Genomic DNA, 23,896 nt, shown 5'->3' with positions numbered 1-23,896 from the left:
CGTCGTGCTAGGAGACCTTGCGGGCGGTCGCGAACCGGGGCCGTCCCGCCAGATCGGCGTGGTCGGCGACGTCCGTGAGCACCCGGCGCGCCGAGAGCAACGCCGGCACGGACTCGCCCTGCGTGTCGTCGTGCTCGATCCCGACCGCGCCACCCGGCTTCAGCCACCGCGCGGCGGCGGAGACGACGTGCCGGATCACGTCCAGCCCGTCCGCGCCGGAGAACACCGCGTGGTGCGGATCGTGCACGCCGACCTCGGGCTGCACGGGAGTTCCCTCTGGCACGTAAGGCGGATTGCACACCACGAGATCCACCAGACCGTCCAGATCGGACAGCAGTGAGGGATCAGTGGCGTCACCGGAGTGCAGCCGGATCGGGGTGTCCCCCAGCGCGATCCGCGCGTCCGCGTTCCGCCGCGTCCACGCAAGCGCTTGCGGATCGATCTCGACCGCGTGCACCACCGCATCGGGACGAGCATGAGCGATCGACAGCGCCAACGCCCCGGTGCCCGTGCACAGATCCACGACCACGGGCGCGGAAACACCGACCAGGGCCTTGAGGCCCCACTCCATCAGCAGCTCGGTCTCCGGCCGCGGCACGAACACCCCCGGCCCGACCTCGACCTCGATGGCGCCCATCGGCGCCCAGCCGAGGATGTGCTGCAACGGAATGCGCGACGCCCGCGTGCGGACGAGCCGGTGCAGCTGGTCGATCACCGGCGGATCGACCAGCGGGATGAGCGGCAGCCGCCCGCGTTCCACCCCGAGCACGTGCGCGGCCAGGTACTCCGCGTCGACGCGGGGACTGTCCACGCCCGCCTCGGCGAGGATCTTGGCCGCCTCGGAGATCGCGAGGCGCAGCGGCTGCCGGTTCATCATCAGCGAAAAGGTATCTCAGAAGTTGATCATGTGCCCGGCCAGGCCGTGCACCGCTTCCTTGACGGCCTCCGACAGCGTCGGGTGCGCGTGGACGTTGCGCGCGACCTCGTGAACGGTGAGGTCCCACTGCTGCGCCAGCGTGAGCTCGGGCAGCAGCTCGGTGGCCTCCGGCCCGATGATGTGGCCGCCGAGCAGCTCGCCGTGCTTGGCGTCGCTGATCAGCTTCACGAACCCGCCGGGCTCGGCGAGACCGTGCGCCTTGCCGTTCGCGGTGAACGGGAACTTCGCGACCTGGACGTCGAAGCCCTTCTCGCGGGCCTGCTCCTCGGTGTAGCCGAACGACGCGATCTGCGGCTGGCAGAACGTCGCCCGCGGGATCATCACGTAGTCGAGCTCCATCGTCTCGGCGCCCGCGATGGTCTCCGCGGCGATGATGCCCATCGACTCGGCGGTGTGCGCGAGCATCAGCTTCGCCGTGACGTCACCGATGGCGAAGATGTGCGGCACGGACGTGCGCCCGCGACCGTCGATGTCGATGGCACCGCGGTCGGTCAGCTTCACGCCGGTGTTCTCCAGGCCGTAGCCCTCGACGCGCGGCACGAAACCGATGGCCTGCATGACCTTGTCGGCTTCGAGGACCTCGGTCGCGCCGTTCTTCGTCACCGTGACGCGGACCTTGGGGCCCGACTCGTCGATCGACTCGACGCGGGTGCCGACGCGCACGTCGACACCCATCTTCTTGTAGCGCTTGAGCAGCTCCGCGGACACCTCGGCGTCCTCGAGCGGCACCATCCGGTCGAGGAACTCGACGATGGTGACCTTCACGCCGTAGTTGTGCATCACGTACGCGAACTCGACACCGATCGCGCCCGCACCGGCGATGATGATCGACTCGGGCAGGTCCTCGGTCATGATCTGCTCTTCGTAGGTCACGACGCGGTCGGACTTCTGCGTGTTCGGCAGCATCCTGGTCGTGGCACCCACGGCGAGGATCGCGTGGCCGAAGGTGATCGTCTCGTCCCCGACGGTCAGCGTGTGGTCGTCGGTGAAGTTGGCCCACCCGTTGTACTCGGTGATGCCGTTCTTCTTCATGAGGAAGTGCACGCCCTTGACGCGCCCGTCCGCGACCTTGCGGCTGCGCTGCCACGCCGCGCTGTAGTCGAAGCTGACGGTGCCGTCGACCTTGATGCCGAACGTCTTCTGCTCGTGCGTGAAGATGTGCGCGAGCTCGGCGTTGCGCAGGAGAGCCTTCGACGGGATGCAGCCGACGTTCAGGCAGACGCCGCCCCAGTACTTCTCCTCGACGATGGCGGTCTTCAGCCCCAGCTGAGCCGCCCGGATCGCGGCGACGTACCCGCCGGGACCCGCACCCACGACGACGACATCAAAGTGTGCGCTCATAAGCACACACCCTAGGTCCCGAGCTGCTCCTGCAAGAACTCAACCGTCCGTTTCCAGGCGTTCGCCTGAGCGTGCGCGGTGGCCTGCGGAACACCACCACCCGAGAAGGTGACGCCGGGCCCCGGATAGGTCACGTCGGTCGCCGGACGGTGCGGCGGGCCCGCTATCAGGTGTCCTGCCTCGGGATACACGACGTGCTCGAACGGGAACGGGTGCTCGTGGTCCTTCAGCCGGCGCACGGCGACCTCGCTCAGCTCCGCGGACGGCCACCCGTCGTCGCGCCCGGACGAGATGAGCAACACACCGCCGACGATGTTCTCGACCCGGATCTCGGTGTCCTCGGGGATGCCGTCGGAGGTGTCGAACGCGAGCCGCAACGGCACCGGTTCACCGTTGACGATCTTCGCCCGCAGCTCGTCGCCCACGTGGCAGGGCAGGTACGGCAACGGCTCGCCCTTCAGCGTCCACGACGCCGCCTCGTGCGACAGCTTCTGCAGCAGGTTCGCGCCGGGCCCGATCCCCTGCGTCACCACGCCGCTGCCCACCACGCTGACCACGGCCCTGACCTGCGGGTACGTCGCACCGATCAGCAACGCCAGCTCACCACCGCGAGACCCGCCGACCACCCCGATCTCGCCGGAGCGTTCCGCGAGGTGCTCGATCGCCGTGCCGAAGTACTCGAGCGGAACGTCCACGAGGTGCTCGGGCAGGCCCTGCATCCCGAAGTAGCCGAGCGCGAACGTGACGAACCCGTGCGCGGCCAGCAGAGCCGCGTCCGTCTCGTGCAGACCGCCCTCGGACCCGCCGAGCACGATCACGCCCGGCAGCTCGCCTCCGTCGTCCCCGGGAGCGAACAGGGTGCCGACCAGACCGTTCTCCCGCACCTCGACGCGCTCGACGCCCTCGGGCACGGTGAGACGTTCGAGAACGCGATCACCCACGCCGTCGACGGACAGGCACATCGGGCTGGGCTTGCCGCCGGTGCGTTCCAGCGACCAGAACAACCCCATCGGGTCAACGCCGCGGTAGCTGCCCTCCAACGGGGCATGCCGAGTCAGGTCGACGACGCCGCGATCATCGGCCTCGAACGAGGCGTGCGAGGCGCGGTCGCCGGTGGAGAGCTGGACCGTGAGGGGCTGGCCGGGCTTCAGGCCGACGATGACGACGTCGACCGGCCGGTCGAGAGGCGCGGACTGCGGATTCACCAGGATCTCGGCCACAACGCGCCCCTCTCACGTCGGATTACCCGCCTGCGAGCCGTTCTGCCCGGTCGGCGGCGGCCAGCGCGTCCACCACCGCGTCCAGGTCACCGTCGAGCACCTGGTCCAGGTTATGCGCTTTGTACCCAACCCGGTGATCAGAAATTCGTGATTCGGGGAAGTTGTAGGTCCGCACCCGCTCCGACCGGTCGACCGTGCGGATCTGCGTGCGCCGCGCGTCCGACTGCTCCTGCGCCTTCTGCTCCTCGGCCAGCGCCGCGAGCCGCGACTGCAGCACCTGCATCGCACGCGCCTTGTTCTGCAGCTGGCTGCGCTCGTTCTGACACGAGACCACGATCCCGGTCGGCAGGTGCGTGATGCGCACCGCCGAGTCGGTGGTGTTGACCGACTGCCCACCCTTGCCCGACGACCGGTAGACGTCGATGCGCAGGTCCTTCTCGTCGATCTCGACCTCCCCGACCTCCTCGGCCTCGGGGAACACGAGAACACCGGCCGCGGACGTGTGGATCCGCCCCTGCGACTCCGTGACGGGCACCCGCTGCACGCGGTGCACACCGCCCTCCCACTTCAGCCGGCTCCAGACACCTTCCGGCGTCGGGCTCTTGGCCTTGATGGCGACCGTGACGTCCTTGAACCCGCCGAGGTCGGAGTCGGTGCCGTCGAGCATCTCGACCTTCCACCCCTGCCGCTCGGCGTACCGCGTGTACATCCGCAGCAGATCCCCGGCGAACAGCGCGGACTCCTCGCCACCCTCGCCGGACTTGATCTCCAGCAACACGTCGTCACCGTCGTGCGGGTCGCGCGGCAGCAGCAGCTCGGTGAGCTTCTCCTCCAGTTTGGGAAGCTGCTCCTGGAGCTGGTCGACCTCTTCCTGGAACCCCTTGTCCTCGGCCGCGAGCTCCTTCGCCGCTTCGAGATCGCTCCTGGCCTGCTCGATCTCCCGAGCGGTCTTCACGATCGGCCCGAGCTCGGCGTACCTCTTGCCCAGCTTGCGCGCCCCGGCCTGGTCAGCGTGCACGCTGGGGTCGGCGAGCTTCTTCTCGAGCTCGTCGTACTCGGCGAGCAGGCTGTCCAGCGACTGCGACACTTGAGGACTCCCTAGTAATGACCTGCAAGACGGCAAACGGCGCCTGCCTCGGCACGTTTGCCGAGGTCAGGCGCCGTTGAAGCAGCTACTTGTTGCGCTTGCCGTAACGCGCCTCGAAGCGCGCGACGCGACCGCCGGTGTCCAGGATGCGCTGCTTGCCCGTGTAGAACGGGTGGCAGTTCGAGCACATCTCGACACGAACCTCAGACGCCGAGGTGGTGCTGCGGGTGGTGAAGCTGTTGCCGCAGCTGCACGTCACCTCGGTGGCGGTGTACTCCGGGTGGATTCCAGCCTTCAAGATCTTGTCCCTTTCAGACGATGGCCGCCGGGTCCCAGTGGTAACGGGTGAACCGGAGCCGGACTCGACCGTTTAGTTTGCCAGACCCTTCAACACGTGCAAAAACGCGGTTGTTCCCGACCCTCGCCACCGCCCTCCGGGGTGTTTGAAGTCACAACCGCTCACCGTCCTCAATACGCCGTTCGGCGCAAGGTGCAGCCGTTCGGCCACATACGGCTCCGTGTTGTTGGTGGCCGTCCATCAGACTGTGTGCCGTGTTCTGCACCGCCGAACGGCCCCTGAACCAGCGCGTGTGGCTGGCCGTGCCGTTCCTGTTCTCCGCCGCAGTGTTCGGCCTGCTGGGCTCAGCAGGCCTGATCACCGCATCCTGGACAACAGTTCCGCTGTACCCGGTGGTCACCGGTGCAGGCGTGGCGGTAGCCGCGGCCGTGTCCGGCGGAGTCCGCTGGCGCCGCCCGTGGCAACGCACCTGGCTGAGGTGGCCCTACCTGGCCGCCGTACTGGTGTTTGGCGTCCTGGTGGGCGCCGTGGAGGTGCCGGCGCTGGTCACCGCTGTGGTGGGCCTACCGGTCCTGCTGGCCCTGGTGTTCCAGTGCCTGGTGCAGAACGACGAAGGCCAACCAGCCTCGAACTGCCGCTAGCCCTCTCGCTTTGCCGCACGCGGGGCCCTTTCGTGCGCCAGGAGAGTACGAAAGCTCCCCGCGTGCCCCAGGAGCAAGCGGGGGTGCGGGGCTTGGCGTTCGAGTGAACGGATGCGAAAAGACCCCCGGCGACCTGCACCGGGGGTCTTTTCACGTGAAACTTGCGCGGGCGATCAGTCCTGCTCGGCCCCAGGCGTCGTCTTCGCCACCTGCATCAGGAACTCGATGTTGGTGCGAGACTTCCGCAGCCGGTCCAGCAGCAGGTCGATGGCCTGCTGCCCGTCCAGCGCGTGCAGCACCCGGCGCAGCTTGTGCGTGACCGCCATCTCATCCGGCGACAGCAGCAGCTCTTCCTTGCGGGTACCGGACGAGTCGACGTCCACAGCCGGGAACGTCCGCTTGTCCGCGATCTTCCGGTCGAGCTTGAGCTCGGCGTTGCCGGTGCCCTTGAACTCCTCGAAGATCACCGAGTCACCGGCGGAACCGGTCTCCACCAGCGCCGTCGCGATGACGGTCAACGAGCCGCCACCCTCGATGTTGCGGGCGGCACCCAGGAACCGCTTCGGCGGGTACAGCGCGGTCGAGTCGACACCACCGGACAGGATCCGGCCGGACGCGGGCGCCGCCAGGTTGTACGCACGGCCCAGACGCGTGATCGAGTCGAGCAGCACGACCACGTCGTGGCCCATCTCGACCAGGCGCTTGGCCCGCTCGATCGCGAGCTCCGAGATGGTGGTGTGGTCCGACGGCGGCCGGTCGAAGGTCGAGGCGATGACCTCGCCCTTCACCGAGCGCTGCATGTCGGTGACCTCTTCCGGACGCTCGTCCACCAGGACGACCATCAGGTGGCACTCGGGGTTGTTCTTCGTGATCGCGTTGGCGATCGACTGCAGCACCGAGGTCTTGCCGGCCTTCGGCGGCGACACGATCAGGGCGCGCTGGCCCTTGCCGATCGGCATCACCAGGTCGATGACGCGGGTGGTGAGGATGTGCGGCTCGGTCTCCAGGCGCAGACGCTCGTTCGGGTAGAGCGGCGTCAGCTTGGTGAAGTCCGGGCGGTTGCGCGCCTCGTCCGGGTCCAGGCCGTTGATCTTGTCGACGCGGACCAGCGGGTTGAACTTCTGGCGCTGCTGCTCGCCCTCGCGCGGCTGGCGGACGGCGCCGGTGATGGCGTCGCCACGGCGCAGGCCGTACTTGCGGACCAGCGACAACGAGACGTAGACGTCGTTCGAGCCCGCCAGGTAGCCCGACGTGCGGACGAACGCGTAGTTCTCCAGCACGTCGAGGATGCCCGCGACGGGGAGCAGGACGTCGTCCTCGCGCACCTCGGTCTCGCGGTCGGGACGCTCGCCGCCCTCACCACGGCCGCCGCGGCGGCGACGGTCGCGGAACCGGCCACGACGGCCGCCTTCCTCGTCGTCACCCTGCTGCTGGCCGCCCTGGCGGTCACGGTCGCGGTCGCGGTTGCGGTCACGGCCGCCCCGGTCACCGCGGTCCTGACGGTCGCCGCGCTCAGAACGCTCGCCGCGCTCCTGGCGCTCACCGCGCTCCTGCCGGTCGCCCCGGTCGGAACGCTCCTGGCGCTCACCGGAACGCTCGGAACGCTCAGCGCGCTCCTGCCGCTCCGGGCGCTCGGCGCGCTGCTCGGGCTGCTGGCCCTCGCCGGCCTCGGCGTTGCCGCCACCACGGCCGGAACGACGACGGCGGTTGCCTCGGCGGCCGCCCTCCTCGGACGAGCCGGTCTCGGCGGGAGCTGCGACGACGGCGGGCTTCTCCGCCACGTCGAGCTGCTGCTGAACAGGCTTTTCGGCAGCCGCGGGCTTCTCGGCGGCCGGAGCCGAAGCCTTGGCGGCGACCTTCTCGGTCTTCGCCGGCTTCTCGGCTTTCGCGGGGGCGCCGGAGCCCTGCTTCTCCTTGATGGCCGCGATCAGGTCGCCCTTGCGCAGGCCTGCGGTTCCGGTGATGCCCATTTGGCCGGCGAGCTCGCGCAACTCAGCGAGCACCATGCCGGACAGACCCGCGCGGCGGCGCGGCGTCGTGCCGTTCGAAGGGGTGGACAGAGCGTTCTCCTCGGCTCCAGAACCAGAAGCAGCTGCGACATCGCTGCTCAGCAAATCGGTGTTGCTCACACATGTCCTTCCTGACCAGGCCCCGCCTCCTACGCGGCCCAGCGGACCCGTCTTCCCACGTCAACTGGGGAACGACGGTCAAGTCCGATGCAGACGGAAGCACACACCGCTTCCGGCAGGCACGGGACTTTTCTCAGGTCACACGGCGATCGGGTGCCTCTTTTGCGTCCGCCCCGCCCGCACGGCACAGGGCCGGAACACAAAAGGATTGCGACCCGGAACGAGTGTCCGGGCGCGACACCGGCGCCCGTGCGCGCGGTGACTGATCGCCCCCGAGGGTAGACGCCGGTCTCCCCCTATGCAACAACCGGGGTCGGGCGTGTCAGTCCAATGGCCGAACACGCACGCCGGCGGTGTCGACGTCGAGTCTCCGCACGTCGAAGCCGTGGACGTCGACCTCGGCCGGCAGGTCGCCGAACGCGATCACGGTGGGTCCCGCTCCGGACACGCACGCGGGAACACCGAGCTTGCGAAGATCGTTGATCACCCGAACGGTGTCGGGCCACGCGGGCTCGCGGTAGTTCTGGTGGAGGCGATCCTCAGTCGCAGCAAGGAGAACCGACGGATCCGACGTCAACGCGTGCACCGCCAGGGCGGCCCGTCCCGCGGCGTGCGCGGCGTCCGCGTGCGGCACTTCGGCCGGAAGCAGGCCGCGCGTGGTCTTGGTGGACGACTCCTGGGACGGGATCAGCACGACCGGGCGCACCCGTGCGTCGGGCTCCATCCGGACGGCGCGGAACCGCTCTCCTTCAGACCACGCAACGACTACGCCGCCGTACAAGGAGGCCGCCGCGTTGTCCGCGTGGCCCTCGAACTCGGCAGCGATTTGCAACGCGTCCGTGTCCAACTCGCGACCCGTCAGGGTGAATCCGGCTGCGACACCCGCCACGATCGCCGCCGCCGACGAGCCCAGTCCACGTGCGTGCGGAATGACGTTGCGGCACTTCAGGGCGAGCCCACCGGTGTACCCGGCGGCGCGGACGGCCCGCACGACGAGATGGCTCTCGTCGAGCGGGACGTCACCCGATCCAGCGCCTTCGACGGTGATCGACAGACCGTCCGCAACGGCGACCTCGATCTCGTCGTGCAGGCCGAGCGCCATGCCCAGCGCGTCGAACCCCGAACCGAGGTTCGCGGTCGACGCCGGGACGGTGATCAGGAACCTCACGCGAGCTCCAGCGCGTGCGCGACCGCACCGGGGTCGACCGGGACGGGTTCGACCTCGGTGACGCCGAGCAGCGCGGTGTCCGGGTCCTTCAGACCGTGGCCAGTGACGGTGCACACAACCGTCGACCCGCGCGGCAGGCGATCGTCCTCGGCGGTCATCAGCAGACCGGCGATGGACGCGGCCGACGCGGGCTCCACGAAGATGCCCTCGGACGACGCCAGCAGCCGGTACGCGGCGAGGATCTGGTCGTCGGTGACGGCGTCGATGAGGCCGCCGGAGGAGTCGCGGGCGTTGATCGCACCCGTCCACGACGCGGGCGACCCGATCCGGATCGCGGTCGCGATGGTCTCCGGGTTCGTCACCGGCTCGCCGCTCACCAACGGCGCCGCACCGGCGGCCTGGAAGCCGAACATGCGCGGCAGGCCCTGGTCGTACGACGTGTAGCCCTTCCAGTACGCGGTGATGTTGCCCGCGTTGCCGACCGGCAGGCAGTGCACGTCCGGCGCCTGGCCGAGGACGTCGCAGACCTCCCACGCGGCGGTCTGCTGGCCGATCAGGCGCACCGGGTTGACCGAGTTCACCAGCGTGACCGGGTACTCGGCCGCGGTCTTGGACGCGAGCTCCAGGCAGTCGTCGAAGTTGCCGTCGATCTGCAGGATCTTCGCGCCGTGCATGACGGCCTGCGCGAGCTTGCCCATCGCGATCTTGCCGCTGGGCACCAGCACGGCCGCCGTCAGCCCGGCCTTGGCCGCATAGGCCGCGGCCGACGCCGACGTGTTGCCGGTGGAGGCGCAGATGACCGCCTTCAGCCCGGACGCGAGCGCGTACGTCATGGCCACGGTCATGCCGCGGTCCTTGAACGACCCGGTCGGGTTCGCGCCCTCGACCTTGACCCACACGTCCGAACCCGTGGTCTCGGACAGGCGCTTCGCGTGCACCAGCGGCGTGCCGCCCTCGTGCAGCGTCACGACCTCGGCGCCCTCGGGGATCTCGATGCGGTCCCGGTAGGCGTTGATGAGACCGGGCCAGCCTGCTCTGACAGCCGAATTTTCTGGGCTCACTCTTCGCCCTCCACCCTCATGACGCTGACGACGTCCCGCACCACGGGGAGGCCACCGATTTTGTCCACAGTGGACCGCAGCGCGGCGTCCGTCGCCGCGTGCGTGACGATCACCAAGCTGGCGTCCTCGGTGCGGCCTTCCTGGCGCACCGCGGCGATGCTCACGTCGTGCTCGGCGAACACCGCGGCGACCTGCGAGAGGACACCGGCCTTGTCCGCCACGTCGAGGCTGATGTGGTAGCGCGTGGGCGTGTTCCCCATGGGCTGCACGGGAAGCGCGGCGTAGGCCGACTCGCGCGGACCACGTCCGCTCGCGACCTTGTTGCGCGCCACGGCGACCAGGTCGCCGAGCACCGCGCTCGCCGTCGGGGCGCCACCGGCGCCCTGCCCGTAGAACATCATCTCCCCCGCCGCGTCGGCCTCGACGAACACCGCGTTGAACGCGCCGTTGACCGAAGCCAGCGGATGCGTCCTGGGGATCATGGCCGGGTGCACTCGAACGGCGACTGACTCCTGGCCGGACGGAGACGTGACGCGCTCGCAGATCGCGAGCAGCTTCACCGTGCGGCCGAGTCCCTTGGCCGCCGCGATGTCCGCCGCGGACACCGCGCGGATGCCCTCGCGGTACACGTCCGCCGCCGTCACCCGCGTGTGGAACGCGAGCGACGCGAGGATCGCGGCCTTCGACGCGGCGTCGAACCCGTCGACGTCGGCAGTCGGGTCGGCCTCGGCGTAACCCAGCCGCGAGGCCTCCTCCAGCGTCTCGGCGTAGCCGGCGCCGGTGGCGTCCATCGCGGACAGGATGAAGTTCGTCGTGCCGTTCACGATGCCCATGACGCGCGTGATCCGGTCTCCCGCAAGGGATTCCCGCAACGGGCGCAGCAACGGGATCGCACCGGCGACCGCGGCCTCGAAGTAGAGGTCCGCACCGGACGCGTCGGCCGCCTCGAACAGGTCGGAGCCGTGCTCGGCGAGCAGCGCCTTGTTCGCGGTGACGACGGACTTGCCCGCCTTCAGCGCGTCCAGCAGCAGCCCGCGCGTCGGCTCGATGCCGCCGATGACCTCGACGACCACGTCCACGTCGGGGGACGCGACGAGCGCGGCGGCGTCCGTGGTGAGCAGGTGCTCCGGCACCTCGCGGTGTTTGTTCGGCCTGCGCACGGCGATGCCCGCGAGCTCAACCGGCGCGCCGATGCGCTGGGTGAGGTCCTCGGCCTGGTCCGTCAGCAGCCGGACTACCTCCGTGCCCACCGTGCCGCAACCCAGCAAGGCGACCCGAATCGGTTTCACGGCTCTCATACCTCCAGACGGAACAGATCGTCCTCGGTCTCCCGGCGCAGCAGCAGCCGCGCCTCTCCACCGGTCACCGCGGCGAGCGCGGGCCGTGGAAGTCGGTTGTACCCGCTCGCCATCGAGTAGCAGTAGGCCCCGGTCGCAGCGATCGCCAGCAGGTCTCCCGGCGCGAGGTCGTCGGGCAGCCAGCAGTCGCGGACCACGATGTCACCGGCCTCGCAGTGCTTGCCGACCACGCGGCACAGCACGGCCCGCGACTCGGGCTCGGCGGCGCGCGAGACGAGCTTGCAGTCGTAGACCGCGTCGTAGAGCGCCGTGCGGATGTTGTCGCTCATGCCGCCGTCGACGCTCACGTACCGGCGGCGCGCGCCGCCGTCGAGCTCGACGTCCTTGATCGTGCCGACCTCGTACACGGTGACCGTGCCGGGCCCGACGATCGCGCGGCCCGGCTCGACCGCGATGCGCGGCATCTCCAGCCCGTTGTGCTCGCACTCCTTCTGCACGATGTTGTGCAGCTGCCGCGCCAGCTCGGCGGGCGGGGGCGGGTCGTCGTCCGGCGTGTACGCGATGCCGAGACCGCCACCGAGGTCGACGACCGTGAGCGACTCGATCTCGCCGTGCTCGGAGCGGATGTCCGCCAGCAGGCCGATGACACGACGGGCCGCGACCTCGAAGCCGGACGCGTCGAAGATCTGCGAACCGATGTGGCTGTGCAGGCCGACGAGCTTGAGCCCGGACGCCTTGAGCACGCGCCGCACGGCCTCGGCCGCGTCGCCGGAGGACAGCGAGAAGCCGAACTTCTGGTCCTCGTGCGCGGTCGCGATGAACTCGTGGGTGTGCGCCTCGACGCCGACCGTCACGCGGATCAGCACCGGCTGCACCACACCGCGTTCGCGCGCGATCGCGTCCAGGCGTGCGATCTCGTGGAACGAGTCGACCACGATCCCGCCGACGCCCGCCTCGACCGCAGCGGTCAGCTCGGCGACGCTCTTGTTGTTGCCGTGCAACGCGATGCGCTCGGCCGGGAAGTCCGCCCGCAGCGCGATGGCGAGTTCGCCGCCGCTGCAGACGTCGATCGAGAGGCCCTCTTCCGCCACCCACTTCGCGATCTGGACGCTCAGGAACGCCTTGGAGGCGTAGTGCACGAGCGTCGGGTCGCCGAACGCCTCGGCGTGCTCGCGGCAGCGCGCGCGGAAGTCCTGCTCGTCCATGACGAACAGCGGGGTGCCGTACTGCTCGGCGAGCCCGCGCACGTCCACGCCCGCCAGCTCCACGACGCCGTCGGCGTTGCGCCTGGCGTTGCGGGGCCACACGTGCGGGGGCAGGTGGTCGAGCTGCTCGGAGGTCGAAGGGCGGTCGCCGGCGGTGCTGCCGGGAACGAGAACGTCGGCGTGCCGGGGTCCGGCCGGGTGCGCGCGCATCACATGCGCTCCGGGGCGGTCACGCCGAGCAGGCCGAGACCTGCGGCGAAGACACGCCTCGTGGCGTTCACGAGCTGAAGCCTGACCTGGTGCAACGGAGTCGTCTCCTCGTCGCCGCGTGGAAGCACGCGGCAGTCCTGCTGGAAGCGGTGGTACGTGCCCGCGAGCTCTTCCAGATAACGAGCCACGCGGTGCGGTTCCCTCAGTTCGGCGGCGGTGGCCACCACGCGCGGGAACTCGCCGATGGTGCGGATGAGGTCGCCTTCGCGCTCGTGGGTGAGCAGCGCGAAGTCCTCTCCGGGGGTGATGCCGAGGTCGGCGGCGTTGCGCAGGATCGACGACGTGCGCGCGTGGGCGTACTGCACGTAGTAGACCGGGTTGTCGTTGCTGTGCTTGCGCAGCAGGTCGAGGTCGATGTCCAGGGACGAGTCGACGGACGAGCGGATCATGGCGTAGCGCGCCGCGTCCACGCCGACCGCCTCGACCAGGTCGTCCATGGTGATGACGGTGCCCGCGCGCTTGCTCATCCGCACGGGCTGACCGCCGCTGACGAGGTTCACCAGCTGGCCGATCAGCACCTCGACGGTGGCCGGGTCGTCGCCCAGGGCCGCCGCGGCGGCCTTGAGCCGGCTGACGTAGCCGTGGTGGTCCGCGCCGAGCATGTAGATGCAGAGGTCGGCCCCGCGGGCCCGCTTGTCGAGGAAGTACGCGATGTCGCCGGCGATGTAGGCCGGGGCGCCGTCGCTCTTGATCACGACCCGGTCCTTGTCGTCGCCGTAGTCGGTGGACCGCAGCCACCAGGCGCCGTCCTTCTCGTAGAGCGCCCCGTTCGCCTTGATCCGCTCGACGGCCTCGGCGACGCGGCCGTCCTGGTGCAGCGAGTCCTCGTGGAAGTAGACGTCGAAGTCGGTGCCGAACTCGTGCAGGGTGCGCTTGATCTCGTCGAACATCAGCCCGACGCCGACCCTGCGCACGGTCTCGGGGTCGGCGAGCGCACCGGGCTCGCGGCGCAGGACCTCGGCCGCGATGTCGCTCACGTACGTGCCCGTGTAGCCGTCCTCGGGGGCCGGTTCGCCCTTCGCGGCGGCGATCAGCGACCGGACGAACCTGTCGATCTGCGCGCCCGCGTCGTTGAAGTAGTACTCCCGCGTGACCTCGGCACCGCGGGCTTCGAGGACCCGGCCGAGCGCGTCGCCGACGGCCGCCCAGCGCGCGCCGCCCAGGTGGATGGGGCCGGTCGGGTTCGCGGAGACGAACTCCAGGTTGATCTTCTTGCCGGCCAGTTCCGAGCCCGTGCCGTAGCCGTCCTTCAGCGCGTCCTCGACGATCGCGCCCTGCGCCTCGGTGGCGATGGTGAGGTTGATGAAGCCGGGACCGGCCACGTCGGCCTTCGCGATGGCCTTCTGCCCCCGCAGGGCCTCGGCGAGCCACGTGGCGAGGTCGCGCGGCGCGACGCCGGCCTTCTTGGCGAGCTGGAGCGCGATGTTCGTGGCGTAGTCGCCGTGCTCGGAGTTCCTGGGTCGCTCGACCGTCACCTGCGCGGGCAGCGAGGTGGCGTCCAGGCCTCGGTCGCCCAGCAACCGGGCAACCGTGCTCCGAACGAGATCGGCGAGCGCTTCGGGGGTCACGACGCATGAGTCTAGAGAAGCGTTGTCGCAGGTCTCGACCGGGTTACCGGGTCTCGGAGGGTGAGACGGCAAGTGTTAACGAGGACGTGGTATCGCTACGCGCTGACAGTGACCAGACACGAAGTCCCTACACTGGCGCCCGGTTGACCAGGACGACATCTGAGGCGGACATGGTAAGCGGCAAGAAGACGAAGGCCACACGCAGCAGCGTGGCGGCCGCCCGTTCCTCGGTGGTGGCGAGCAAGCCGAAGCCGTGGGGAACGATCATCGCGGTGATCGCCGTGCTCGGCCTGGCCGGCGGCGTGTTCGGATACGCGTATTCGCAGATCCACGCGAACAACGTCAAAGAGGCCGCCCTGGCCAAGTGGAAGCCCTCCGACACGAACAAGGACCCGTCGACGCAGCTCGCGGGCATCGTGATCAAGGAGTACAAGGGCTCCCGCCACGTCGAGCCGACCCAGCGCGTCGCCTACGACCAGAGCCCGCCCTTCGGCGGTCCGCACGACGGCCAGTGGGCCGACTGCACCGGTGTCGTCTACGACAAGGCCGTCCGCACCGAGAACATGGTCCACGGCCTCGAGCACGGCGCCGTCTGGATCGCCTACAACCCCGACCAGGTCAAGGACGACGCGCTCGCGAAGCTCAAGACCAAGGTCGAGGGCGTCCCGTACACGATGATGTCGCCGTACCCCGGCCTCGACAAGCCGATCTCGCTGCAGTCCTGGGGCCACCAGCTGAAGGTCGAGAAGGCCGACGACGAGCGCATCGACCAGTTCATCTCGTCGCTGCTGCGCAACCCGAACACCTACCCCGAGGTCGGCGCGTCCTGCGAGAACCCGCAGTTCCAGTCGAACCCGGCCCCGTTCGTGGCCGAGAAGCCGGGCGCGGACGCCGTGCCGATGGACGGCGGCAAGGACGAGTCGAAGACCGAGGCCGCGCAGAACATGAGCACGCCGCCGTCGTCGGGTTCGCCGGCGACGCCTCCGTCGTCGGGATCCCCGTCGACGCCGCCGTCGAGCTGATGAGCACTCCCGCCGAGGAGACCGAGGTGTCCGGGCGTCCCTCCGGGGTCGCCCGCGCCCTCGTCATCGGTGCCGCCGTGCTCGCCGTGCTCCTGCTGGGCGCGGCGGTGGGCCTGCTCGTGAAGCTGCCGGGTTCAACGTCCTCCGCGGTGCCGGCGTCCGGTTCCGTCGACGTCGGCTTCTGCCAGGACATGGCGCAGCACCACCTGCAGGGCATCCAGATGGCCAACATCGCCCGCGATCGGTCCGCCGATCCGGAGATCAGGCAGCTGGCGTTCGACATCGCCTCCACCCAGCTCGAACAGGTCGGGCGGATGAAGGGGTGGCTGATGATGTGGAACGAGCACGAGCAGAACGTGTCGGGCGTCTACATGGCGTGGATGAACGACGCGGGCGTGCACGGCCACGGCGCCACCACGCCGGAGGCCGGCAAGCCGCTGATGCCCGGCATGGCCGTGACCGACGAGCTGGCCAAGCTGCGGACGCTGACCGGACGCGAGTTCGACGTCTACTTCCTGCAGCTGATGCTCCGCCACCACACCGGCGGCGCGCCGATGGCCGAGTACGCGGCCACGCACGCCGGCCAGCCGTTCGTCCGGACGCTGGCGGACAACATGCTGAAGTCGCAGTCCGCCGAAGTGGAACTGATGAAGGACTACCTGGCCAAGCGCGGAGCCGCCCCGCTGCCGTAGCCCGGTGCTTCCTCGATGAAGGGAACCTTTCTCCACCTCAAGTGGAGGAAGGTTCCCTTCATCGTTTTCACCCCCAGAGCCGGTGGACATCCGCCTACCGCCGAGTAACGTGGGTCACACCCCTACTCGGAGGTAACCATGACCGTCGACGAGCGCGCGGCCAGGCAGGTCGCCGAACAAGCACGGGAAACCCGCTGGCAGCGACCGAGCTTCGGCAAGGAGCTCTTCCTCGGTCACTTCCGCATCGACCTCATCCACCCGCATCCGAGTGGCACGGCGCAGGACCGGGAGCGCGGCGAGGCCTTCCTCGAGAAGCTGCGCGAGTTCACCGAGTCCCACATCGACAACACCGTCATCGAGCGGGACGCCCAGATCCCCGACGACGTGCTGAAGGGCCTGAAGGACCTCGGCGCGTTCGGCATGAAGATCAAGCCGGAGTACGGCGGCATCGGCCTGACCCAGGTCTACTACAACAAGGCGCTGATGCTGGTCGGCTCGGCGAGCCCCGCGATCGGCGCGATGCTGAGCGCGCACCAGTCCATCGGCGTGCCGCAGCCGATCGCGATGTTCGGCAGTCCCGAGCAGAAGCAGGAGTTCCTGCCCCGGTGTGCCAAGGGCGAGATCACCGCGTTCCTGCTCACCGAACCGGACGTCGGCTCGGACCCGGCCCGCCTCGGCACCATCGCCACCCCCGACGGCGACGACTACGTGCTCAACGGCGTGAAGTTGTGGACCACCAACGGTGTCGTGGCCGATCTTCTGGTCGTCATGGCCCAGGTGCCGAACAAGGGCATCACCGCGTTCGTCGTCGAAGCGGACGCCGAGGGCATCACCGTCGAGAACCGCAACGCGTTCATGGGCCTGCGAGGCCTCGAAAACGGCGTCACGAGGTTCCACGACGTCCGCGTGCCCAAGAAGAACGTGATCGGCAAGGAAGGCGCTGGGCTCAAGATCGCGCTGGCCACCCTGAACACCGGACGGCTGAGCCTGCCCGCGCTGTGCGCCGGTTCGGCGAAGTGGTGCCTGAAGATCGCTCGCGAGTGGTCGAACGAGCGCATCCAGTGGGGTCTGCCGGTCGGCAAGCACGAGGCCATCGCCGGCAAGATCGCCTACATCGCGGCGACGGCGTACGCGCTGGAAGCCGTGCTGGACCTCAGTTCCGAGCTCGCGGACGCCGGCAGCCACGACATCCGCATCGAGGCCGCGCTGGCGAAGCTCTACGCGTCCGAGAAGGCCTGGCTGGTGGCCGACGAGCTGGTGCAGATCCGCGGCGGCCGCGGCTACGAGACGGCCGAGTCGCAGGCGGCGCGCGGCGAACGCGGCATCGCGGCCGAGCAGGTGCTGCGCGACCTGCGCATCAACCGGATCTTCGAGGGCTCCACCGAGATCATGCACCTGCTGATCGCCCGCGAGGCCGTCGACGCGCACCTCAGCGTCGCCGGCGACATCATCGACCCCGACGCCGACCGGCAGGCGAAGATGAGGGCGGCGGCCAAGGCCGGCGGGTTCTACGCGAAGTGGCTGCCCACGCTGGTCGTCGGCAAGGGCCAGAGCCCGGCCGGGTACACGGAGTTCGGGCCGCTCGCCAGGCACCTGAGGTTCGTCGAGCGGTCGGCGCGCAAGCTCGCGCGGCAGACGTTCTACGCCATGTCGCGGTGGCAGGGGAAGATGGAGCGCAAGCAGCGGTTCCTCAGCCGGATCGTCGACATCGGCGCCGAGCTGTTCGCGATCAGCGCCGCGTGCGTGCGGGCCGCGCAGGACTCCAACCCCAACGCCCAGCTCCTGGCGGACGCGTTCGCCAAGCAGGCGCGGATCCGGGTCGACGAGCTGTTCGAGAAGCTGTGGAAGAACACCGACGACAGCGACGTGCTGCTGGCCAAGCAGGTGCTCGACGGCAACTACACGTGGCTGGAGGAGGGCGTGCTGGACGCGTCCATCCCCGGCCGGTGGATCGCGGACTCGACACATCGGGAGTCGACGGCGACGAACGTGCACCGGCCGACGCCGCGCTGAGGCCGTTACTGCACTGGGCAGGCTGATGGTGCGGGCGCGGCACCTGCCCAGTGCACGGCCGGTAGGGGGCTACGTCCCCCGCATCCCCCTACCGACTCCCCTTGCAACGGAAGGACACAACACCCTCCAGGTGGAGGTGCCGGTAACGCTAAGCCACAGAACGCCGTTAACAGCTACGACAATTGAGTGAATTACCAGGTGAGGGCCACTCGACTACTCTCAGAGAGTAACTTCGAAGACCAATTCACGCGCGGCCTCCAGGCCCATCGCGATGGCTCCGGAGAGCACCGCGCCATCACCGAGCGACCCCGCCACGATCGGGGGCGCCAGCGGCGTCGTCGTGCGCAACGCGGCTTCGATCGGCGCGAGCAGCAGGTCGACGTTCGAGCCGACGCCACCACCGAGCACGACCAGCTCGGGATCGATCACCGCGGCCACGGACGCGACGAGGAACGCCAGGCGTTCCGCCTCCAGCCGGACGACCTCGACGGCCAGCGCGTCACCGGCCCGTGCGGCGCTGAACACCTCGCGGGCCGTGCGCGCCGCCAGCCCGCGTTCACGAGCCAGTGCCACCACGGACTCCGCCGCCGCAGCCTGTTCGAACTGTCCACGTTGGACGTCCGAAGCGGACTTCCCGAACGGCAGGAACCCGACCTCGCCCGCCGCCCCGTGCGCGCCGCGGAACAGCACGCCGTCCACGCAGATCCCCATGCCGACACCGGTTCCGACGGTCACGCACACGAACACCCGCGCGTCCTGCGCCGCTCCGTAGACGTGTTCGCCGACCGCGGCCAGGTTGGCGTCGTTCTCCACGATCACCACGGGGCCGAGCGCAGACTCCAGCCCGTCGAGCACACCCGCGGACTCCCAGCCCGGCAGGTTGGGCGCGTGCCGCACGACCCGCGAACGCCGGTCGATCACCCCGGGACTGCCGATCACCTTCACCACGACGTCGGTCAACGCGATCCCCGCGTCCGCAACGGTCCGCGCGGCCAGCTCCGTCACCGTGCGGACCAAGGAGGACGCCGACCGGCTGCGGTTGCGCTCGTCCACCCGTGCCACCACGGACCCGCCCAGATCGGCCACCGCGGCCCGGATCCGTTCCCGCCCGATGTCGACGCCCAGCACGTACCCCGCGACCGGATTCGGTTCGTAGACCACGGCCGAGCGGCCAGGGCCGGCGGTGGTGCGACCGATCGGGCGCACCAGGCCGTGCCGTTCGAGATCGACGAGCGCCTGCCCGACCGTCGGCTTGGACAGCCCCGTGTCCTTCGCGATCTGCGGCCGGGTGGCGGCACCCAGACGGCGCAACCGGTCCAACACAGCGCGTTGGTTGAGCACGCGCATGCCCGCTGGTGTGCCCACCTCTGGCGGCTTGCGGTCGGTCACCGGCCGAGTCTAGATCTTGAACTGGGGCATCTGCGCGCGACTGTGGAGAGGACAGGTTCGCAGACAAGTTCCGTCCGGTCCCTTGACAACGATGTCAGCTGCCGAAACGCTCCCTCGCGAACGGGGCAGGCAAGGCGGCGGAAGGGTTGCAATGAGGCAACTGGGGAAGAGACGAACCACGACTCTGTTGAGCGTTGCGATCACTGCGACACTGGTGTGCGGCGTTACCAGCGGCAACGCGGCCGCGGCACCAGAGGAGTCAGGCGTGGGCTTTTCGTCGTCCTTTGAGGACGGTCAACCGCAACCGTCGTGGGTGAGCACGGTCGAGACCGACGCGACCGGCCAGCCGAAGTCGGCCGGCGTGATCGGGTCGAGCGGTCCTGGCCTTCCGGGCAACGTCGCCGACAAGGCGGTGGTCGCGGCCAACGGGGACAACGACGCCTCCGGCGAGGGCGTCGACAAGATCAACGACGGCAACGTCAACACCAAGTGGCTGGTCTTCGCCTCCACCGGCTGGGTCACGTTCGACTTCCAGAGCAGCCCTCAGACGATCAAGAAGTACTCGCTCTCGTCGGCGAACGACGAGCCCGAGCGCGACCCGAAGGACTGGACGCTGCAGGGCTCGAACGACGGCACCAACTGGACCGTCGTCGACACCCGCACCGGCGAGAGCTTCGCCGAGCGGTTCCAGACCAAGGTCTACGACGTCGCCTCTCCGGCGTCGTACCGGCACTACAAGCTCGACGTCACGGCGAACCACGGCACGGACATCGTGCAGATCTCCGAGGTCGAGCTCTCCGACGGCTCTGCGAACCAGCCGACGCCGAACATGCGCAGCCTCGTCGGCAGCGGACCCTCCGGCGGCTACACGGCCAAGTCGAAGGTCGGCTGGACCGGCGTGAAGTCGTTCCGCGTCCAGGGCAAGCACACGACCGAGGGCCGCGCGTACAGCTACAACAAGGTCTTCGACGTCGACGTCAAGGTCGAGCCGCAGACCGAGCTGTCGTACCTGATCTTCCCGGACTGGGTGAACGACAACCTCAACTACCCGAGCACGTACTCCGCGGTGGACCTGGCGTTCTCCGACGGCACGTACCTCAGCGAGCTCAACGCGGTGGACCAGCACGGCGCGGTGCTGTCGCCGCAGGGCCAGGGCGCGGGCAAGTTCCTGTACGCCAACCAGTGGAACAAGGTGGCGGCCACGATCGGCGCGGTCGCGGCCGGCAAGACGATCAAGCGGATCCTGGTCGCGTACGACGGTCCCAAGGGCCCCACGGAGTTCGGCGCCTGGTACGACGACATCCGCATCGGCGACGTCGTGAAGAAGCAGTACTCTAAGCCGTCCGACTACGTGCTGACCACCCGCGGCACGAACTCGAACGGCTCGTTCTCGCGCGGCAACAACTTCCCGGCGACGGCGGTGCCGCACGGCTTCAACTTCTGGACCCCGATGACCAACGCGGGTTCGCAGAGCTGGCTGTACGAGTACCAGCAGCGCAACAACGCGCAGAACCTGCCCACGCTGCAGGCGTTCACCGCCTCCCACGAGCCCAGCCCGTGGATGGGTGACCGGCAGACGTTCCAGGTCATGCCGTCGGACAAGGCGCCGACGCAGGACCGCGCCGCGCGTTCGCTCGCGTTCAAGCACGACAACGAGATCGCGAAGGCGCACTACTACGGCGTGACCTTCGAGAACGGCATGAAGACCGAGATCGCGCCGACCGACCACGCGGCGGTGTTCCGGTTCACGTTCACCGACGGCGGACAGAAGAACCTGGTGTTCGACAACGTGAACAACTCCGGCGGCCTCACACTGGACGCGGCGAACGGTGTCGTCACCGGCTTCTCGGACGTGCGGCTCGGGTCGGCGGGCACGACCCGGTTGTTCGTCTACGGCAAGGTCGACAAGCCGGTGACGGCGAGCGGCAAGCTCACCGGAGCCGGCCGGGACAACATCGGCGGCTACTTCTCGTTCGGTGACAAGACCGTCGAGCTGCGGATCGCCACCTCGTTGATCTCGGTGGACCAGGCGAAGTCGAACCTCGATCAGGAGATCAAGCCCGCGGACTCCTTCGACGCCGTGCGCGACCGCGCGCAGGCCGCCTGGGACAAGATCCTCGGCATCATCACCGTCGAGGGCGCGTCCGAAGAGCAGCTGATCACGTTGTACTCCAACATGTACCGGCTCTACCTCTACCCGAACTCGGGCTTCGAGAAGGTCGGCGACAAGACGCAGTACGCGTCCCCCGTGTCGCCGCCCGCCGGTGCGAACACGCCGACGCAGACCGGCGCGAAGGTCGTGGACGGCAAGATCTACGTCAACAACGGCTTCTGGGACACCTACCGGACCACCTGGCCCGCGTACTCGTTGTTCACGCCGTCGCAGGCGGGCGAGATGGCCGACGGCTTCGTCGAGCAGTACCGGCAGGGCGGCTGGGTGTCGCGGTGGTCCTCCCCCGGCTACGCCGACCTGATGACCGGCACGAGCTCCGACGTGGCGTTCGCGGACGCGTACCTCAAGGGCGTCAGCAACTTCGACATCAAGTCCGCCTACGACGCCGCCGTGAAGAACGCCTCCGTGGTGCCGCCGAACAGCGCGGTCGGCCGCAAGGGCATGGAACGGTCGGTGTTCCTCGGCTACACCGGTCACGACCAGATGGACTCCGAGGCCTGGTCGTGGGCGATCGAGGGCTACCTCAACGACTTCGGCATCGCGTCGATGGCGAAGGCGCTGCACGAGAGGACCGGCGAGAAGCGGTACGCCGAGGAGTACGAGTACTTCCTCAACCGCGCCCAGAACTACGTGCTGACGTTCGACCAGCGGATCGGCTTCTTCCAGGGCCGCAACACCGACGGTTCGTGGCGTGTCGCCGATCCCGCGAAGTACAACCCGCAGGAGTGGCGTTACGACTACACCGAGACGAACGGCTGGAACATGGCGTTCACGGTGCCGCACGACGGACAGGGCCTCGCGAACCTGTACGGCGGGCGGGACAAGCTCGCCCAGAAGCTCGACCAGTTCTTCTCGTTGCCGGAGACCACCAAGTTCCCCGGCGGCTACGGCGGCGTGATCCACGAGATGGTCGAGGCGCGGGACGTGCGGATGGGCCAGTACGGCCACTCCAACCAGCCGTCGCACCACATCGCCTACATGTACAACTACGCGGGCAAGCCGTCCGGCACCGCGGAGAAGGTGCGGGAGATCCTGTCGCGCCTGTACATCGGTTCCGAGCAAGGCCAGGGCTACGCCGGTGACGAGGACAACGGCGAGATGTCGGCGTGGTACCTGTTCTCGTCGCTGGGCTTCTACCCGCTGCAGATGGGCAAGCCGGCCTACGCGATCGGTTCACCGCTGTTCAAGAAGGCCACCGTGGCGCTGGAGAACGGCAAGAAGCTGGTGATCAACGCGCCGAAGAACAGCGCGAAGAACATCTACGTGCAGGGCGTGAAGGTCAACGGCAAGGCGTGGAACAAGACGTCGCTGCCGCACGACGTGCTCGCGGCCGGCGCGACGATCGACTTCGACATGGGCCCGACGCCCTCCGCGTGGGGCACGGGCGCTTCGGACGTGCCGGACTCGATCACCACCGGTGACGCGGTCCCGACGCCGCTGCGGGACGTTTCGGCAGGTGTGGCCACGGCTGCTTTGGTGGACAACAACTCCGCGACCTCAGCGGTGGTGCGTTCGTTCGACTTCAAGGCGGCCGACGCGAAGGAGAAGGCGGAGTTCTACACGCTGACCAACGCGAAGACCGGCAAGTCGCCCTCGTCGTGGGAGCTCAAGGCCTCCTACGACGGCAAGACCTGGGCGACGGTAGACAAGCGCTCCGGCGAGAACTTCCAGTGGCAGCAGTACACCCGGTCGTTCAAGATCGCGTCGCCGGGCCGCTACAACTTCTACCGCCTGGAGTTCTCCGAGGACGTCGCGCTGGCGGAGTTCGAGCTGCTGTCGAAGCCGCTGCCGGTCCCCACCACCAAGGTGACCGGCACCGTCAACGGCCCGCTGCAGGTCAAGGGCGTGACTTATGTGGACGGTGCCACGATCAACGGCCCGGTCACGGTCACCCGCGGCGCGACGCTGTACGTCTTCGGCGGCGAGATCAAGGGCCCGCTGTCGGCCTCCGACGCGGCTTCCGTGGTGCTCGTGGGCACCACCGTGGGCGGCCCGGTGACGGTCAACGGCTCGGCCACCGAGGTCTCCGTCGAGAACACCACCATCGGTGGCCCGGTGTCACTGACGTCGAACAAGACCAGGTCGGTCGTGGCGTTCTCGACCGTCGGCGGCCCGCTCTCCTGCACCGGCAACACCCCGGAGCCGTCGAACAACGGCTTCCCGAACGAAGTGAAGGGTCCGAAGGCAGGACAGTGCACTGGTCTGTAGCGACCAACTGATCTCGTTTGAACCAGAAAGGCCGCGTTCCGTCACGGAGCGCGGCCTTTCCCGTTCACCTGAAAGGATCTATCCCTTTCAGACATACTCCGATGAGATCTTGGCAATTCACGAGGTGCTGACCGGGGAGGCTGTTGTGGTGCCGTTCGAACGAGGCCGCGTGCGGG

General features: G+C 68.8%; 17 protein-coding genes. 5 read left to right on the top strand and 12 right to left on the bottom strand.

Annotated features, from left to right (window positions below):
- Positions 1–7: 7 nt before the first annotated feature.
- From prmC to rpmE, 5 genes are all read right to left on the bottom strand, one after another.
- Positions 8–874, bottom strand: coding sequence for a peptide chain release factor N(5)-glutamine methyltransferase (gene prmC / locus ACWEIJ_RS10660; protein ID WP_449837330.1), 867 nt, complete (start codon positions 872–874; stop codon positions 8–10).
- An 18-nt stretch (positions 875–892) separates the two neighbouring features.
- Entirely contained in the window at positions 893–2,278 is a 1,386-nt protein-coding gene (gene lpdA / locus ACWEIJ_RS10655) for a dihydrolipoyl dehydrogenase (protein ID WP_449836922.1), read from the bottom strand.
- A gap of 11 nt (positions 2,279–2,289) precedes the next feature.
- Positions 2,290–3,498, bottom strand: a complete 1,209-nt coding sequence (locus ACWEIJ_RS10650; protein ID WP_449836921.1) for an acyl-CoA thioester hydrolase/BAAT C-terminal domain-containing protein — start codon at positions 3,496–3,498, stop codon at positions 2,290–2,292.
- Positions 3,499–3,520: 22 nt separating this feature from the next.
- Positions 3,521–4,585, bottom strand: coding sequence for a peptide chain release factor 1 (prfA, locus tag ACWEIJ_RS10645; RefSeq protein ID WP_449836920.1), 1,065 nt, complete (start codon positions 4,583–4,585; stop codon positions 3,521–3,523).
- Positions 4,586–4,670: 85 nt separating this feature from the next.
- A complete protein-coding gene (gene rpmE, locus ACWEIJ_RS10640; protein ID WP_355436719.1) occupies positions 4,671–4,883 on the bottom strand; it encodes a 50S ribosomal protein L31 in 213 nt (70 codons plus the stop codon).
- 254 nt (positions 4,884–5,137) lie between these two features.
- Here rpmE and ACWEIJ_RS10635 point away from each other — a divergent pair, with 254 nt between their 5' ends.
- Positions 5,138–5,524, top strand: a complete 387-nt coding sequence (locus ACWEIJ_RS10635) for a hypothetical protein (protein WP_449836919.1) — start codon at positions 5,138–5,140, stop codon at positions 5,522–5,524.
- A 173-nt stretch (positions 5,525–5,697) separates the two neighbouring features.
- On the opposite strand, the gene rho is transcribed toward ACWEIJ_RS10635, so the two are convergent.
- The 6 genes from rho to argS all read right to left on the bottom strand — a co-directional run bounded on the left by rho (position 5,698) and on the right by argS (position 14,223).
- Positions 5,698–7,653, bottom strand: coding sequence for a transcription termination factor Rho (rho, locus tag ACWEIJ_RS10630; protein WP_449836918.1), 1,956 nt, complete (start codon positions 7,651–7,653; stop codon positions 5,698–5,700).
- Positions 7,654–7,975: 322 nt separating this feature from the next.
- The gene (gene thrB, locus ACWEIJ_RS10625; protein WP_449836917.1) at positions 7,976–8,821 is read right to left on the bottom strand and encodes a homoserine kinase; all 846 of its coding nucleotides are present in this window, start codon (positions 8,819–8,821) and stop codon (positions 7,976–7,978) included.
- Positions 8,818–9,882, bottom strand: a complete 1,065-nt coding sequence (gene thrC / locus ACWEIJ_RS10620; protein ID WP_449836916.1) for a threonine synthase — start codon at positions 9,880–9,882, stop codon at positions 8,818–8,820. Before thrC ends, thrB begins: the two co-directional genes overlap by 4 nt.
- Complete coding sequence (locus ACWEIJ_RS10615) at positions 9,879–11,180, bottom strand: homoserine dehydrogenase (protein ID WP_449836915.1); 1,302 nt, start codon at positions 11,178–11,180, stop codon at positions 9,879–9,881. Before ACWEIJ_RS10615 ends, thrC begins: the two co-directional genes overlap by 4 nt.
- Positions 11,177–12,595 carry a diaminopimelate decarboxylase gene (lysA, locus tag ACWEIJ_RS10610; protein WP_449836914.1) on the bottom strand — a complete coding sequence of 473 codons (1,419 nt, stop codon included), beginning with the start codon at positions 12,593–12,595 and terminating at the stop codon, positions 11,177–11,179. Before lysA ends, ACWEIJ_RS10615 begins: the two co-directional genes overlap by 4 nt.
- The gene (gene argS / locus ACWEIJ_RS10605; protein WP_449836913.1) at positions 12,595–14,223 is read right to left on the bottom strand and encodes an arginine--tRNA ligase; all 1,629 of its coding nucleotides are present in this window, start codon (positions 14,221–14,223) and stop codon (positions 12,595–12,597) included. The genes lysA and argS overlap by 1 nt, the downstream gene beginning before the upstream one ends.
- 170 nt (positions 14,224–14,393) lie before the next feature.
- Here argS and ACWEIJ_RS10600 point away from each other — a divergent pair, with 170 nt between their 5' ends.
- The 3 genes from ACWEIJ_RS10600 to ACWEIJ_RS10590 all read left to right on the top strand — a co-directional run bounded on the left by ACWEIJ_RS10600 (position 14,394) and on the right by ACWEIJ_RS10590 (position 17,950).
- Positions 14,394–15,245, top strand: a complete 852-nt coding sequence (locus ACWEIJ_RS10600; protein WP_449836912.1) for a DUF3105 domain-containing protein — start codon at positions 14,394–14,396, stop codon at positions 15,243–15,245.
- A complete protein-coding gene (locus ACWEIJ_RS10595) occupies positions 15,245–15,937 on the top strand; it encodes a DUF305 domain-containing protein (protein ID WP_449836911.1) in 693 nt (230 codons plus the stop codon). The genes ACWEIJ_RS10600 and ACWEIJ_RS10595 overlap by 1 nt, the downstream gene beginning before the upstream one ends.
- Positions 15,938–16,075: 138 nt before the next feature.
- Positions 16,076–17,950, top strand: a complete 1,875-nt coding sequence (locus ACWEIJ_RS10590) for an acyl-CoA dehydrogenase family protein (protein ID WP_449836910.1) — start codon at positions 16,076–16,078, stop codon at positions 17,948–17,950.
- 219 nt (positions 17,951–18,169) lie between these two features.
- Here ACWEIJ_RS10590 and ACWEIJ_RS10585 read toward each other — a convergent pair whose 3' ends face one another.
- Positions 18,170–19,339, bottom strand: a complete 1,170-nt coding sequence (locus tag ACWEIJ_RS10585) for an ROK family transcriptional regulator (protein WP_449836909.1) — start codon at positions 19,337–19,339, stop codon at positions 18,170–18,172.
- A 151-nt stretch (positions 19,340–19,490) separates the two neighbouring features.
- Between ACWEIJ_RS10585 and ACWEIJ_RS10580 the strand changes: the two genes are divergently transcribed.
- On the top strand, positions 19,491–23,720 hold the full coding sequence (locus ACWEIJ_RS10580; RefSeq protein WP_449836908.1) for a GH92 family glycosyl hydrolase: 4,230 nt from the start codon (positions 19,491–19,493) through the stop codon (positions 23,718–23,720).
- Positions 23,721–23,896 lie beyond the last annotated feature (176 nt).

This window comes from Lentzea sp. NPDC004789 (genome assembly GCF_053601075.1).
This window is presented reverse-complemented; position numbering and strand designations above follow the sequence as displayed.

What these genes read in the sequence shown, in the direction of transcription:
- ACWEIJ_RS10595 (WP_449836911.1), top strand. Translation starts at nt 15,245, where the DNA reads ATGAGCACTCCCGCCGAGGAGACCGAGGTGTCCGGGCGTCCCTCCGGG.
- lysA (WP_449836914.1), bottom strand. Translation starts at nt 12,595, where the DNA reads ATGCGCGCGCACCCGGCCGGACCCCGGCACGCCGACGTTCTCGTTCCC.
- lpdA (WP_449836922.1), bottom strand. Translation starts at nt 2,278, where the DNA reads ATGAGCGCACACTTTGATGTCGTCGTCGTGGGTGCGGGTCCCGGCGGG.
- ACWEIJ_RS10600 (WP_449836912.1), top strand. Translation starts at nt 14,394, where the DNA reads ATGGTAAGCGGCAAGAAGACGAAGGCCACACGCAGCAGCGTGGCGGCC.
- ACWEIJ_RS10615 (WP_449836915.1), bottom strand. Translation starts at nt 11,180, where the DNA reads ATGAGAGCCGTGAAACCGATTCGGGTCGCCTTGCTGGGTTGCGGCACG.
- ACWEIJ_RS10580 (WP_449836908.1), top strand. Translation starts at nt 19,491, where the DNA reads ATGAGGCAACTGGGGAAGAGACGAACCACGACTCTGTTGAGCGTTGCG.
- ACWEIJ_RS10590 (WP_449836910.1), top strand. Translation starts at nt 16,076, where the DNA reads ATGACCGTCGACGAGCGCGCGGCCAGGCAGGTCGCCGAACAAGCACGG.
- prmC (WP_449837330.1), bottom strand. Translation starts at nt 874, where the DNA reads ATGAACCGGCAGCCGCTGCGCCTCGCGATCTCCGAGGCGGCCAAGATC.